The organism is Methanosarcina horonobensis HB-1 = JCM 15518 (assembly GCF_000970285.1).
Classification (GTDB): domain Archaea; phylum Halobacteriota; class Methanosarcinia; order Methanosarcinales; family Methanosarcinaceae; genus Methanosarcina; species Methanosarcina horonobensis.
The window spans coordinates 4839662-4853407 of record NZ_CP009516.1 but is presented as its reverse complement, the minus strand read 5'-3'; the positions used below and the strand labels follow the sequence as shown (position 1 = coordinate 4853407).

At 41.7% G+C, this 13746-nt stretch carries 18 protein-coding genes; 7 read left to right on the top strand and 11 right to left on the bottom strand.

Going from position 1 to position 13746, the window contains the following annotated elements:
- Positions 1–242 precede the first annotated feature (242 nt).
- Positions 243–983 carry a prenyltransferase/squalene oxidase repeat-containing protein gene (locus MSHOH_RS21115; RefSeq protein ID WP_048142690.1) on the bottom strand — a complete coding sequence of 247 codons (741 nt, stop codon included), beginning with the start codon at positions 981–983 and terminating at the stop codon, positions 243–245.
- Positions 984–1113: 130 nt separating this feature from the next.
- On the opposite strand from MSHOH_RS21115, the gene MSHOH_RS21110 reads away from it, so the two are divergent.
- Positions 1114–1335, top strand: coding sequence for a DUF5320 domain-containing protein (locus MSHOH_RS21110; protein ID WP_048142687.1), 222 nt, complete (start codon positions 1114–1116; stop codon positions 1333–1335).
- A gap of 65 nt (positions 1336–1400) precedes the next feature.
- Here the strand turns inward: MSHOH_RS21110 and MSHOH_RS21105 are convergent, their stop codons facing one another.
- Positions 1401–1625 (bottom strand): hypothetical protein, encoded by a 225-nt coding sequence (locus MSHOH_RS21105; protein ID WP_048142685.1) that lies wholly within the window; start codon positions 1623–1625, stop codon positions 1401–1403.
- A gap of 379 nt (positions 1626–2004) precedes the next feature.
- Here MSHOH_RS21105 and MSHOH_RS21100 point away from each other — a divergent pair, with 379 nt between their 5' ends.
- Together MSHOH_RS21100 and MSHOH_RS21095 are read left to right on the top strand one after the other, a co-directional pair.
- Entirely contained in the window at positions 2005–2928 is a 924-nt protein-coding gene (locus MSHOH_RS21100; protein WP_048142683.1) for a DUF7490 domain-containing protein, read from the top strand.
- A complete protein-coding gene (locus tag MSHOH_RS21095; RefSeq protein ID WP_048142682.1) occupies positions 2925–3182 on the top strand; it encodes a hypothetical protein in 258 nt (85 codons plus the stop codon). Before MSHOH_RS21100 ends, MSHOH_RS21095 begins: the two co-directional genes overlap by 4 nt.
- Positions 3183–3293: 111 nt before the next feature.
- Here the strand turns inward: MSHOH_RS21095 and MSHOH_RS21090 are convergent, their stop codons facing one another.
- Positions 3294–3959, bottom strand: a complete 666-nt coding sequence (locus tag MSHOH_RS21090; protein WP_239451090.1) for a TfuA-related McrA-glycine thioamidation protein — start codon at positions 3957–3959, stop codon at positions 3294–3296.
- Between the two features lie 36 nt (positions 3960–3995).
- Positions 3996–5270 (bottom strand): YcaO-related McrA-glycine thioamidation protein, encoded by a 1275-nt coding sequence (locus MSHOH_RS21085; RefSeq protein WP_048142678.1) that lies wholly within the window; start codon positions 5268–5270, stop codon positions 3996–3998.
- Positions 5271–5474: 204 nt separating this feature from the next.
- Here MSHOH_RS21085 and MSHOH_RS21080 point away from each other — a divergent pair, with 204 nt between their 5' ends.
- Complete coding sequence (locus MSHOH_RS21080; RefSeq protein WP_048142676.1) at positions 5475–5702, top strand: YgaP family membrane protein; 228 nt, start codon at positions 5475–5477, stop codon at positions 5700–5702.
- Positions 5703–6084: 382 nt separating this feature from the next.
- Complete coding sequence (locus tag MSHOH_RS23290) at positions 6085–6321, top strand: hypothetical protein (RefSeq protein WP_082089448.1); 237 nt, start codon at positions 6085–6087, stop codon at positions 6319–6321.
- A 16-nt stretch (positions 6322–6337) separates the two neighbouring features.
- Here the strand turns inward: MSHOH_RS23290 and MSHOH_RS24450 are convergent, their stop codons facing one another.
- The 4 genes from MSHOH_RS24450 to MSHOH_RS21065 all read right to left on the bottom strand — a co-directional run bounded on the left by MSHOH_RS24450 (position 6338) and on the right by MSHOH_RS21065 (position 7903).
- On the bottom strand, positions 6338–6505 hold the full coding sequence (locus tag MSHOH_RS24450) for a hypothetical protein (RefSeq protein ID WP_162197672.1): 168 nt from the start codon (positions 6503–6505) through the stop codon (positions 6338–6340).
- 47 nt (positions 6506–6552) lie between these two features.
- Entirely contained in the window at positions 6553–6804 is a 252-nt protein-coding gene (locus tag MSHOH_RS24890) for an isochorismatase family protein (protein WP_204245364.1), read from the bottom strand.
- On the bottom strand, positions 6771–7109 hold the full coding sequence (locus MSHOH_RS24885) for a cysteine hydrolase family protein (protein WP_204245363.1): 339 nt from the start codon (positions 7107–7109) through the stop codon (positions 6771–6773). The genes MSHOH_RS24890 and MSHOH_RS24885 overlap by 34 nt, the downstream gene beginning before the upstream one ends.
- A 245-nt stretch (positions 7110–7354) precedes the next feature.
- A complete protein-coding gene (locus tag MSHOH_RS21065) occupies positions 7355–7903 on the bottom strand; it encodes a hypothetical protein (protein WP_048142673.1) in 549 nt (182 codons plus the stop codon).
- A 345-nt stretch (positions 7904–8248) separates the two neighbouring features.
- Here MSHOH_RS21065 and MSHOH_RS21060 point away from each other — a divergent pair, with 345 nt between their 5' ends.
- Together MSHOH_RS21060 and MSHOH_RS21055 are read left to right on the top strand one after the other, a co-directional pair.
- Positions 8249–10411, top strand: a complete 2163-nt coding sequence (locus MSHOH_RS21060) for a heavy metal translocating P-type ATPase (protein WP_082089521.1) — start codon at positions 8249–8251, stop codon at positions 10409–10411.
- 248 nt (positions 10412–10659) lie between these two features.
- Entirely contained in the window at positions 10660–11307 is a 648-nt protein-coding gene (locus MSHOH_RS21055; protein ID WP_239451088.1) for a c-type cytochrome, read from the top strand.
- 187 nt (positions 11308–11494) lie between these two features.
- Here the strand turns inward: MSHOH_RS21055 and MSHOH_RS21050 are convergent, their stop codons facing one another.
- The 3 genes from MSHOH_RS21050 to MSHOH_RS21040 form a co-directional block, all read right to left on the bottom strand.
- On the bottom strand, positions 11495–11713 hold the full coding sequence (locus tag MSHOH_RS21050) for a PLDc N-terminal domain-containing protein (protein WP_048142672.1): 219 nt from the start codon (positions 11711–11713) through the stop codon (positions 11495–11497).
- Between the two features lie 165 nt (positions 11714–11878).
- Positions 11879–12190 carry a hypothetical protein gene (locus MSHOH_RS21045; protein WP_048142670.1) on the bottom strand — a complete coding sequence of 104 codons (312 nt, stop codon included), beginning with the start codon at positions 12188–12190 and terminating at the stop codon, positions 11879–11881.
- A gap of 208 nt (positions 12191–12398) precedes the next feature.
- Complete coding sequence (locus MSHOH_RS21040; RefSeq protein ID WP_048142668.1) at positions 12399–13697, bottom strand: MFS transporter; 1299 nt, start codon at positions 13695–13697, stop codon at positions 12399–12401.
- Between the last annotated feature and the right edge of the window lie 49 nt (positions 13698–13746).

Below are 13746 nucleotides of genomic sequence, written 5' to 3'. Positions count from 1 at the left end.
ATCTTAATTGATAAGATAAAATAATATTATTTAATATATATGTTTATTGGTGAAAACCTGATCAAATCCGGGTTCTTATTTATAGTTTTTGGAAAAATGATTTCCTGTAAAGAGGTAGTGGTAAAAGCCTGAAAAAAAGAAATTAGATATAAATTTCGGAGGAGAGCGATAGGCGAAAATACCGGAATAAAAAGTATACGGATAGAGAGATAAAGCAAGCTTTCCAGACCAGATTTTTCTGCTCAGGACCGTTCATATATCCCTAGTGTGCTCAGAGTTAGAGCAGTTGCGTTTACATCGTCTTCTTTGTTTCCCCAGGCCCCGCTTTCATGGGCTTTTCCGAGCAACCATTTAACAGAAACTTCAACTTCCTTTTTGAAACCTGTAATGATGAGAGCCTGGATTACCAGGTTGCTTGTGGAAATATGCTCCCAGCCTCCATCCTTTCTTCTTTTTGAAAGGATCCATTCAACCCTTTGACGGATAAATTCTTCAAAATCCCTGCTTTCTGTCAGATTGTCCTGTTTTTTCAGGGCTGAGATTATGAGGGAAGTGGTGCCGACCTGTTCCCAAGCGGGACCATAATTTTCGTATAGCCAATTACACCCTTCCCTGTCAGAAACTTCCATATCTGCAAGAGTTCCAAGACTATAGGCAGTATCGTAAACATCTTCGTTCCATGAGCCTTCTTTTTTCCTGGAAAGCAGCCACTTTTCCGGTGCCCTGAGTATGATCCCTTCAGCCGAAAGGGCTGAACAGGCTCTTGCCGTGTCCCTTATTGAAGAGTTCCATGAATCGCCTTCTTTTTTACGGATCAATTGAGTAATATATGGATTCGGGAGTCCCCATATAGCATGAGCCGATACTGTACTTGCAAGTTCTTTTACGGACTCAATTTTCTGGATGGAAAGCCAATCGAAGCCTTTTTTTACGATATTGAATTCCAGATTGCTTGACATTTTTGGGTGCTTTTCAGACTGCATGAATTAAAACCTGACCAGAATCGTTTTTAGCCTGCTTTCAGGTAGTTGCCTCTCGGAAGTCGATACATGTATATAAATCCATGTGCAGATTTTAAATGAAAAAGTCAGCTTACTGAGGAGACACTTACAAATGCCAGGAGGAGACGGTACCGGTCCTGCAGGTCAGGGCCCAGGGATAAGCAGGAAAAACGAAGACAAAGAACGATGCAGGAGCAGGAACGCAAACGCTTCCGGTGGTCCAGGTGGATCCTGCATCTGTTTGCAGTGCGGGTTTGAAACTCCACACCAACCAGGAGTTCCATGCATCCAGGTAAAGTGTGAGCGTTGCGGAAGCCCGATGAACAGGAAATGATCCAGAATTTAGATTTCTTTAAGGGCAGAGTGCGCGCACAATCGGAACTTCGTCTTTTGCTTGCCTTATGACTTTCTCCGTAATTCCTCCAAGCAGGAACCGATCAATTTCGGCTTTTTCCAGGAGAGCCTGCAATCATATACATATTCCTTTCTTTTCTGCGAAACCAGCAACTTCTTTTTCAGGAAATTTTCAAAAAGAATAGATTTCGCATGCAAATCAGCATTTTTTGTAGTTTTTTCCACGTAAGAAACTGCTTCTTCCGAAAGTTCTCTGAACCTGTCGTACATTGTCTCTTCTCACTCCAGATTTTCAGGAACCGAAGAATAAATTGATCTATGATAACGTATACAGCGTAAATTCTTGCTTCACTCGGGTGAGCGAGTTCTATCGCATATCGCAGCATCTGCAGCTTTTCTGGTGCTGTCGGAGCCATCGATTGCAAGCAGAATTTTTCTATAAATATTACTTTCTATGATCCGATATTCTGAATTCTAATCTTAATCTGAATATTTGACTGTTGATATTAATAATCTTAATCCAATAACTCCAGGATAAAGGAAAAGCCGTCCATAAAGACAAAAAGCATATACTCCTTAATACAGTTAATAAAGAGGAGGACCGACTTTGGTAAAACAGAGGATAAAACCAACCCAAATATTATTTTTTATGTTCATTATCCTCCTTTTTACTTCAGGAAGCGGCTGCGTCCGGAGTTTTGAAGAGGAAAGCTACTACAACATCAAGGATATGGATATTTCAGCAGACCATGCGGGGGCTTCTTTTGTAGATCTCAATGTCACGACATACATAGAAAAATCCTATGGAGATACAGAGAAAAATACCTCTCTTCTTCTGAAGGTTTACAGCAGGGAGAGCGGGCTGCTCGAAGTACAGGAGAAAACAGAGCTCGGGAAACTGAAAAAAGAGGAAACAAAAGCAGTAAGCCAGAGCCTGAGCCTGCCCAAGACCGGAGGTTACAATATACGCTCCGTTCTCTTTGAAGAGAATATCCAGAAGGGTAGCGGAGAAATCAATGTATACAACCTGGATTTTCTGCCTGCCGATGTGCAGGATGTAGGACTTGAAATTTCCGAAATGGATTTCAGGGTAAAGAAAGTAGAAGACGGGAAAGTCCTCATTGAGAGTGATATTTATATGACAAACGAGGGCAGGAAAACCAGCTCTGATTTTCGTACCCTTGTCAAGGTCCGGGAGATGGATGCAGGGCTTCTTGCAGATAAGGTCTGGATCCAGACAGGAGAAATCAAACCCGAAGCAACAGTCATCCGGAGTGTTAACCTGACAATGCCTGACCAGTATAACTATGTTGTCGAAGTGCTGGTCTGGAACAATGATACTATTGTGAGGCGCGGAGAGGGCTACATCCAGCTCAGCCCGGAAGTAGAGATTAAAGATAAGACTGCATCGGAAACCAAAAAGATTCAGACGAGCGAATTCGAAATTGTTGATCAAAATGAAATGGCTTCTGAAGAGGAGTATGCCGAAGAAACTGGTACTCCGGGATTCAGCCTGTTCCTGGCAGCAATCCTGCTATGTTCCGCAGCAGTTCTAAGGAGGCGGTTTGGATGAGTGAAACAGAAGAGTTCAGATCAGAGACAAAAGGGGCAAAAGTGCCAGATCTCGGGGAAAATTTCAAAAAAGGAGTTTTTGTGATTGCCATGCTGCTCCTGCTTGTGGCAACCTTCCAGCTCTATTTCTCCATTAACCGAGTAATCAATATCTGGTTCGAATATCAGTATACTCCGATTTTCACGGCTGTATACAATTTCATTGTCCTTCTTGTAAGCCTGTACATTATCAGACTGTACATAATAAGGCGCTGAAAAAGATGTAAGATTTTATCTCAAAAGATGAAACTATGCCTTAAAAGTTAAAAATTTGTCTTAAACCCTGAACAGCTGTTAATTTGAGGAGACCTTAAATAACAGGCCTCTTCAATAATTTCTTTCTTCAATGAGTTTTTTTACGGTTTCAAGCACAAGAACCGCATCCTGTCTTTTTATGTCGACTTCACTATTAATGCAAAAATCAAGCAGTCTCTTTCTTTTTTCTTCCGGTATCAGCCCTTTTTTTACCCCTTCCTTTGTAAGTCCGAGATAGCTCCTGTCAGGGTAGTAAGTATTGATTGAGAGCTCCAGAAGATCCTCGTGCTCTTTTTCGTTTACAAGCCCGGCAGCCAGAGCTGCTTTAAGGGTTTCTCGCATGTTTATCAGAGGCACGGAAATAGGCTCAAAGGTATCAGGGTTGGTGCTTACTGCTACCTCATCATCAGACTCGATCATGCCGTCCCTGTACCACTCATAGACCTTTCCAACACCGATCATGCCGTGTGTGTCAAGTTCAGAAGCTCTGAGAGCTCCCATGCTGGCGCCGCCAACTACTTTTACTCCTGCGTTCAGGGCGGAAATAATTTCCCTGTGCCCTACTGCAGCCCGGTCAAAGAAAATTCCATCTATAATTCCCATGACCTCATACCCCTGCCGAACAAATTTTTCAAGCTGGAATCTGCGTACAGGAGGCTGGTAATCTGCCATGAGGATTTTTTTTGCATCTTCGTGGCTTATGCTGTTTCCTGTAAAAATGACTGCCTTTGCTTTCATTTTCTTTTCCACGGCTTCATTTTCTTTTTTACGACGTCATCTTCTTTTCCATGGTTTATCGTTTCTGTCCCTGGAAATCTCCCTTTTCTTCCCGGCTTTGATTCTTTTTCCTGTGCGGTCGCGGTCGATTGTGAAAAGTTCAAATCCCGAGATGATCACTCTGACCACAGGTACTGCAACTTCTTCTCTTGAGAGATCAATTACAAGCACTCTTTCGGCAAGGCCCTTCAACTTTTCAAGAATCACGCCGATGTTTTCTGCAGGGCTGTTTTTAGAAAGATCCTGAACTTCGGAAAGGGAAATCTTTTCTCCTTCTTCGAACCAGAACCAGTTCATGCGCTTCATGCGCTCATATCCTACACTTCGGATAAAGCCCTCCCTATCCGTATCTTCCCTTGCTCCCTGAATCTGGACAACCCTTGACTGTGCAGCTTCGGTTATTGCTCTCGCAACCGCGATCTCAGGTTTCAGGTGGGAGCCTGCCCCCATGACCAGAAGAGCCGGATCTTTCAATTTTACATCATCAGTTGCCGCAATTATTGTAGGGATCCCTGTGTCAGTCGGGACAAGCCAGATTTTGAGACCTATTCCGGCATCTTTGAACTTTCGGGCAAGCTCATACACATATCCGTCTTCTTCAGTCAGCACGATCTCTTTTCCAAGGTTCCGGGTGAATTGAGCCGTGCTGATCGCATCTCTTTCTATGACCTCAAGCAGCCCGTGCAGGATAGCTTCCTCAAGCACATTTCCCGAAGCCAGCCCGTTTGTATTGCTCAGGAAAAGTTTCTGGCACTGACCCGGGCTGTCATAGGGATGGTATACAGCATTTGCGCTCACGAAAACTTCTTCTCTGTTCAGCAAATCGTATGCTTCTACCCATTCCAGAAGGGAGCTAGGGTTATACGGCTGGGACAAAAGCAGGTCATGGGGGTCAAGTGCAGTGTAGTTTTCACTTGCATTTAAGTAAGATTCGACAAGAGCCGGGGCAGAAATGTCGCCTGCAATATTTGCGTTCAAACCTGGCCTTTCTGCCAGGCAGCGTTCAAAACTCTCCATTATTGCCGAAATTCTCGCTCTCTGTTCTGTTGAGCCTTTGCCTGAATAGATACTGATCGCTCCCGGAGCGGCACTTGGGCGGATCGCCGAAAAGATCGGAATTCCGAGCCTGTCCAGGTTTGTAATGTCTGCGATTCGGGTGACACCTATCTTTTTTATCTGGTCTTTTGTGTTTTCAAGGGTTGCTGCTTCATCATACACGCGCTGCGTGCCTTCGATGTATGAAAGAGATCTGTCAATTTTTATCTCGGGCATAGTTAGAAACCTCCCATCTCTTGTTATATATTTTGTGATTTTTCGGGATTACGGATCTTTTCACAGAGGGTTTTTGTATATGTCATATGGGATTTATTTGACAAACAGAATAACAAATGGAAACACATAGAATACAAACAGGATAACACTATATATTGTGGGGTCTATAAGTATGTAAGAGGGCTTATAAGGGGATTTTGTCCAATGAATCTTAAAAAATTGCTTCTGGAAGAAAATGTAGGAGGCTTTGATCTCCTGTTCAGAACTATGTACGGAACACTCGCAACTCTTGCTCTGGCAACAGGCCTGGTGAAAAGGTCACCCTGGAAATGGATTGTTGCCCTGATAGCTTTTACGGGTCTCTACAGCTCAATTCTAAGACACTGCACTCCCTATGCTATTCTTGGAATTAACACTGCAAAGAAAAAGTAAAGAATATGTAAAAACTTTACTTGATTAATTATTTTATACAGGTGTATTCTTCTGTTTTTTAAGCATACATTTCATCTAAAAACTAACTATTAAAAAATTAAACCGATGAAAATGTTTAGGTTCTATTGATTTTCTCTTTATTCTGTTTTACTTTTCTCTTTAATTTTTTTGATTTTTTTTCTATACTCTATTTAACCTTCCTTTTTCTTTGATAGTTAGACGATATTCTAGAACAGCTATTTATTTTGTGAATCTGCAAAAAAATATTGGGAGACTCTATCCTTTTAGTGTCATAATAAGACTAATTTTTGCCATGTTACTTTATATATAAGTTCGAGAATACTTCATATAATGTGAAATTAAACGTAAAGATGATGGAAAAATGAGCGAGATAAAAGTCTGTGAAGTTAGGTGTCCAAGTTGTAGAAAGTGGTTCAGCTCAAAAATTGCTCAATTTGAAGATGCAGAAACATTTAAGCGCGCTATAACGTACAAAAACGCAGAACCATGCCCGTACTGTAAGACAATGATTTCTCACGATAAAGAAATCATGAGATTCTTAGAAAAAGATAGTACTGGTAGAGTCATTAAAGAAACCAGGTGTATATATAACTTTTAAGTTCTACAGAAATCTCTTAAAAACGAACTCTGGAGTAATTAATCTTCATTAATTCAAACTTAACTACCTGGTAAATCTTTACTTGTTTATTTCGGTTTCTTAAAGCTAATTTAACTGGTTTTATAGAAAAACCAATTAAATCAGCAAATATCTCATCTTTCCCTATTTTTTTAATTTTTTTCATGCAAACATTGAGAACCAAGTTTAGTGCAGTTTCGTAAGTCCTGTAAATTATTTAAACCCAACCATTGCTCCGTATTTTGAATAAATTTCTTTTATCAGCTCTCCTGCCTTTGGATTATTCCAGTTGTGCATCCATTCAGAGACAAGTAATTCGGTAGTAATCGGAATGACTCCTGCCTGTAACATTCTTTTGACTCCGTATTTATGCGCATCAGGAGTTGAGTCACCTGCGGCATCAATTAGTCCGTAAACCTCATACCCTTCCTTTAAGGCATGCAGAGCAGTATATGCAAAACACATGCTGGTCCACAGGCCTGAAATAACCATTTTTTTCTATCCAGCTTCTTAGCAGCTTTCAGGGTTTTTTCGTCTTCAAAAGCATCAAAACTCGGAACCTCCCGTGCAATTACTTCCTGATTCGGGAACATCTTGCTAATTTCCGGAATAAACTGTCCCATCGCTTCAGGATTAATAGACGACAAAACGACAGGGACTCCCAGGATATTTGCGGCTTTTGCCGCTCCAACAACAGCATTCATGATCAGGCTCTTATCTCCTGAGCCGATGATTTTAAACATTGAAGGCTGGCAGTCTACCAGAACCATAAAACTATTTTTGTCTGTTACTGCTCATTAGGCTTTATTATCAATATATTATTCGGGCTAGCTCTCAAAGTCCACAAGAATCCATGAGCTCACACCATGATGCAGTATACACGCTGAGGATACTTAAGTGCAATCGGATCGACTAATTATTGAAAGACAGTGTGAGGAGATTGCTTGATGAGTTAAGGAACATGGGGCAAACTCTGCTATATGTGTGCATTACTGAAGTGAAATAAACTTGGAATCTACCCTTCATGATGCTGTACAGTTTTAGTATCTTTATTTTCTTTTTTAATCCATTCGGAAAATGTAAGATAGTAAAAAACGGAAATTATAAAAACGGGAATGGAAATACAAATTGCAAACGGTGCAAAGTGGCCGCAGAAGAAAATAATAGAAAGCAAAACCAGCAAAAATGAAGTTATATAATAATTCTCTTGCTTCTGAACTACTAAAAATAGCCTTTTATTGTATATTTTAAGTTCCTCTTCTTCTCTAAATTCAATCGAGCTGTCCGTTAGTTTGAACTTACATTCCTTTGGCAGCACCAGCTGTGAAAATGGAAAAACAGTTGCTATGCCGATGAATAGTAAGCACGCAAACAGAGAATAAATCGAAATAGTTTGCACACTGTCGAATGTCTGTATGTCGAGTTTACCATATACATTAGTTAGCGTTAAAATATAAACTCCAAATATTAAAAATATAAGTTTTACCAGTGAAAAAAATCGATCCAGATTCTTACTATATATTTCAAATAATTCGCACTCAATTTCCTTTTGTTGCCCAGACATGCTGCTGCCCCTTAAGATATATGGCGGAAGCATATTTAAGTATTTTTAACTGATTGTTATTTATATAATTTGCCAGAGTAAACATAAAATCTCCACTTTTTTCTTGACTCAGGATATTTGATTCCCTTGTTTTAAAATAATATTAAGGAACTATAATATCTTAAATAAAATTAAGATCAGGGGCATTGGGACATGCAGGTTACAGAAAGGGGGATGAGTGCGGATGTTTCTGAAACTCAAATAAATGTGCCTCTTCCTTATAACAAAAAACGCAACTCCGGCAGGAAAATATCAGGGAATCCCAATGAGTTGCACGAAGAGAGCAGGCATGAACCTGCTGAAAATATGCTGCACGAGAGATATCCGGAAGATCAAACGATGAGTACCGAAGAGAAATCGCTTGGCTACGGACAACATGAGGAAATGAACCATGAGATTCATGAACAGCATGGGGAAATGAAACACGAACAGCATGAAGAAATGAAACATGAACAGCATGAAGAAATGGGACACGAGGGGCATAAGCCTTCCGGTGGAAAAGACCACGGGAACCATCATACCCATATGCTTGAAGATTTTAGAAGAAGATTTATCGTTTCTTTTATACTGACTTTCCCGGTTTTGCTTCTCTCTCCTACGATTCAGGACTTTTTTGGTTTTGAGTTTACTTTTCCTGGTGCGGAACTCGTCGTTTTCTTAATTTCTTCGGTCGTTTATTTCTACGGTGGCTATCCCTTTCTCAAAGGGATAAAACAGGAACTTGCCGAAAAGTCTCCCGGAATGATGACCCTTATAGCCGTTGCTATCAGTGTGGCTTACTTTTACAGTTCTGCTGTGGTCTTCGGGCTTCAGGGGGAAGTGTTCTTCTGGGAACTGGTAACCCTTATTGATGTCATGCTATTAGGGCACTGGCTTGAGATGCGCTCTGTGATGGGAGCTTCAAGAGCTCTTGAAGAGCTGGTTAAGATAATGCCCTCGGTTGCCCACCTGAAAAAAAACGGCGAAACTGTTGACGTAGCTGTTGACCAGCTGAAAATCGGGGATAAGGTTCTGGTCAAGCCAGGGGAAAAGGTACCTGTTGACGGGACTGTTGTAGAAGGGACAAGCAGCATAAACGAGTCAATGCTCACAGGGGAGTCAAAGCCTGTAACCAAAAATCCGGGAAGTGAAGTCATAGGCGGCTCTATCAATGGGGAAGCAGCTTTTGTCGCGGAGGTCAAAAAGACAGGAAAGGACACCTACCTCAATCAGGTCGTCGAACTTGTCAGGGCAGCTCAGGAAAGCAAATCAAAAACCCAGGATCTGGCAAACAGGGCTGCACTGTACCTCACAATCATAGCCCTGACTGTCGGAACCCTCACTTTTGTCCTCTGGACTCTTTTCGGGCAGGAGCTTGTCTTTGCCCTTGAGAGAGCAGTTACTGTAATGGTTATCGCCTGCCCGCATGCCCTCGGGCTTGCTATTCCTCTAGTGGTTGCAGTTTCAACATCCATGGCAGCAAAATCTGGACTCCTTATCCGGGACAGGCAGGCGTTTGAAAAAGCCCGCAGTCTTGAAGCTGTCATCTTTGATAAAACAGGTACCTTAACCGAAGGCAGGTTTGGTGTAACTGATGTGGTTTCTATTTCAGGGAAGGAGGACTACGAGAAAATTCTCAGTCTTGCAGCTTCCCTTGAAGCCAGTTCGGAACACCCGATTGCAAAAGGGATTCTGGAAAGTGCGAAAGAAAAAGGGATAGAGTCAGTCCAGGTAGAAAAGTTCAGTTCCATTCCTGGAAAAGGGATAGAAGGGATAATAGAAGGAAAAAAATTCCTTGTAGTGAGTCCGGGTTACCTTGAAGAAGCCGGAATCAACCTTAAAGATAAGAAAACTGAAAACGAGAAAATTGAAGAAATCAAGGCGCAGGGAAAGACCGTTGTATTTCTGCTTGAAGAGGATAGAGTAATTGGAGCCCTTGCCCTTGCCGATATTGTCAGAAAGGAATCAAGAGAAGCAATTTCAAAACTCAAAGGAATGGGTATAAAATGCCTGATGCTTACGGGAGATAACCGCTATGTTGCTGCCTGGGTATCCCGGGAACTGGAGCTTGATGACTACTTTGCAGAAGTCCTTCCGCACGAAAAGGCAGCAAAGGTTATGGAAGTCCAGAAGCAGTACGTTACCGGAATGGTCGGAGACGGAGTCAATGACGCTCCTGCCCTTGCCCAGGCCGATGTGGGAATAGCTATCGGGGCAGGCACGGATGTTGCAATCGAAACTGCAGATATCGTACTGGTTAAAAACGACCCGAGAGACGTGCTGTATATTATTGAACTTTCTAGAAAGACTTACTCCAAGATGTACCAGAACCTGCTATGGGCAACAGGGTATAATGTGTTTGCAATTCCACTTGCAGCAGGAGTACTTTATGGATACGGCATTTTACTGAGCCCTGCCATAGGTGCAGTTCTCATGAGTCTTAGTACCGTAATTGTAGCCATAAATGCAAGAGCTTTAAAGATGGGGTGATTTAAGTGTTCGGAATATTTCGTAGTCTGAAAAAGATTCTGGCTCTGGTAGCGCTGGTTTCTGCAGCAGCCAGATTCATATCAAAGCATAGAAGGGGAAAAAGAAGAAAATAAAATTGATAAAAAAGCCTGATTTTTTGGCTGTGGGATAAGATATGCTGGCTGATATGGGTCAGTATGTTGACTACGTTGACTTTTACAGGACCAAGTCTGCTGATTGAATCAGGTCTGATTGAAGGGGGTTAAAGTATGGCAGATGGGGGAAGCAAAAGAAGTCCGTTCCTGATTATCTTGCTGTTTTTATTAATTGCAGGAATAGCTGTCCTTATTTTTATGTTCGGAGCCATGTGGGGAGCTTTCCGCACCGGGGATGGCTTCTATGGACAGTCTGATGTCGATTCGGAAAACAGGACCTCATATCCTGGTAGTGGAGTGTATCCCGGTAGAGGAATGTATCCCGGTAGAGGAATGTATCCCGGTAGAGGAATGTATCCTGGAAATATCTCTCCTTCCTATAACATAAGTGATTTTGAATCAAACGGGGAGCTAATTTATTATACTGGGTTTAACGAAAGCGGTAAGCTTATTGAAATTGAGTACGGCCCTCGATGGCTGTATGTTCATGGAGGGAGCTGCGTTGACTGCCATCGGACTGATGGTAGAGGAGGCTATCCGGTAATGATGAGTTCTGAGATTCCTACGGATATCAGGTATGAAAGCCTTGTTTCCGAAAACCACACTGAAGAAGAGCATCCTCCATACACGGAAGAGACTATCAAAAGAGCAATTCGTGAAGGCATAGATCCTGCAGGCGAGCCTCTTGATCTGACCATGCCCAGGTGGAAGATGACTGATGAAGACGTGAATGATACTGTCGAATATCTCAAAACGCTTTGAGGGTTTTAAAAAGATTTAAAGGGGAGATTTCTCACCTTTTTCAATTTTTGATACTCTATCCTTCAAATGTAGCTCCTCAAGAGTTTAAAAATGGTTTTCAGGAATTATTTGAGTCCTTTCAGCAATATCTGAGTTCTTTCAGGAATTTCCTTAATTATTTTTTAGAATTTCATGAATTCTTTCTGAATTACCTGCCGAGTTCTTTGATTCTTTTAGGCTGCCTTATAAGATAGTAAAGAAAAGCTCCTACAATGTATGTAAAAACAATAATTATAACCCAGGTAAGGCGTGTATTTCCTTTATCAGTTTCTTTTCGCAGGCAGTCGATAAGGGTCCACGCCCAGAGGATGAAAGAAAGAAAAAAAATAAATCCGAATATCAGAAGAATAAGGGAATTGCCAAACATTTTACTGTTTCCTATAAAGTTTTTATTAGTCAGATTTTTTTCAGCTCTATTTTTCTTTACTCTGATATTTTCTCTATTTTGAGCAACATTTGGAGTTCTCGTTTAGACCTGACCTATTTTCAATATAATGCCCGATTTACTTAAACAGTATGGTTTTTGCTTCCCTTACTTAGTCTTCTCTGATCTGGTATGAATTTCTACTCCACTTTTGTGCAGTACGGCTTCATCTTTGTTCTCTATCTTTACTTCAAGTTTGTACTTGGAATCTTTTTTTCTCGGAAACTCAAGAGAAATAGGGTTTTCAGTTGACACATTTTCATATAACTTTCTGTCAACATTTTCTTGCGTGTTTCCATTTTCCTGAAAATCATAGCTCACATAACAGTCCTGTACGGAGTTCGGATTTCTAGAAATGTTCTCCAATAAAGCTCTATCTGTGTCCCCTTTTTCTACGCTCTCTTCCTTCAAATTTTCCACTCTTTTTTCTCTGGCTTTTACGTAACTTCTATAAAAAGTCCATTCTTTTTTTCTTTGATATCAGATTATTTTATTGAGAAAACAATTAGTTTATGCAAATCAAGGGTATTTCTGAACTTTAAGGCCTAGTTATTAATCGGATGCCTGAAAATCAATGGCAGTAAAGTTTATTAATAGTTGATCCCGGGAATAAGGCAAGGTATCTGGCTCAATATTTTAGCTCTTCCTCAAACCGTCTGAGCCTGAAATTAAGTAAAAACACGGTATAAATTACCATGCCTGCAAGCAAAAAGGCTCTTCCCGCAAGTATTTCATATAAAAGCCCACCCAGAATCAGCCCGGTTATACTTGCAAGCCCTCCGAAGCTGCTGGCAAACCCCTGTACAGTGCCCTGGTAGTTTTTCCCGGCAACTTTTGATAAAAGAGAGAGGAAGGAAGGCCACATAAGCCCGTCCCCAAGTGCGAAGAAGCCTGTTGCAAGGTAGGTAAGAAAGAGGTCTCCGGGAATGAGCAGCAGAAAATTTGTGCCAAGCATCAGGCTTCCGAACATAATAAGTGAGGCATCCGAATATCTTCTTGAAAGTCTTGGAAGTATAGAACCCTGTACAACTATTAGAAGACCGCTCAGGACAGTAAAGTAGACTCCCATTTCTACGATACTCCAGTCAAGAGCTGCAATTGCATGCAATGGAAACGATGTATAGAAAATGTTGAAACCCAGAAAGATAAGGAAGTAAAGGCCAAGCATATAAGGAATATGCGGAAATTTTAAAACATCCCTGAACGAAGGCTTGTCTGTTTTCTCTTTTATAGTTCTGCATTCATTTAGCTCGTAACCAAACACTTTTCTCATGCCCTCAGCACTGGCAGGTCCTTCAAGAGAGCACTCTTTGCTTTCGGGGATATAAAATACGATAATTGCAGTCCCTATAAGTGAAATTACTACTGCTCCCAGGACAGGAGCTGCTTCTCCGTATTCTGTTACGCTTAAAATCCCTGCAAGGGCAGGGCCTACTATGAACCCGAAGTTTGAAGAAATCGACATTTTTCCGAAGTTCTGGTTTCTGTCTTTTTCTTCTGTAATATCTGCCAGGTAGGCATTGGCTACGGACACATTTCCCCCGGTCAGCCCGTCAAAAGCCCGGGCAAAGAAAAGAACTGCAAGGGGCAGGGTGAAGGCAAAAGCTCCCAGTACTTCGGAATCGACTTCAAACAAGGTAGAGACCGGAAGGAAAAGAGCTCCAAGGAAAATAATCCACGAAATCAGAGTTCCGACCTGGCTCAAGAGCAGGACCCTTTTACGCCCGTAAATGTCAGACCATCTGCCGAGAATAGGCGCGCCTATGAGCTGGAAAGCAGGATACATCGAGCTTGCAAGTCCGTAAATGAAAGCGTTGCCTCCGAGCCGGTTCACGAGAAACACAAGGAAAGGGAGAACGATGCTGAACCCGAGCGTACCTATGAAATTGACAGTAAGGAGAGGAAGAAGGGAAATGCTCTCTATTATAGGAGGGTCAGGACGATTTTCCTGACTGCTACCTCCCTGACCTGTTTCT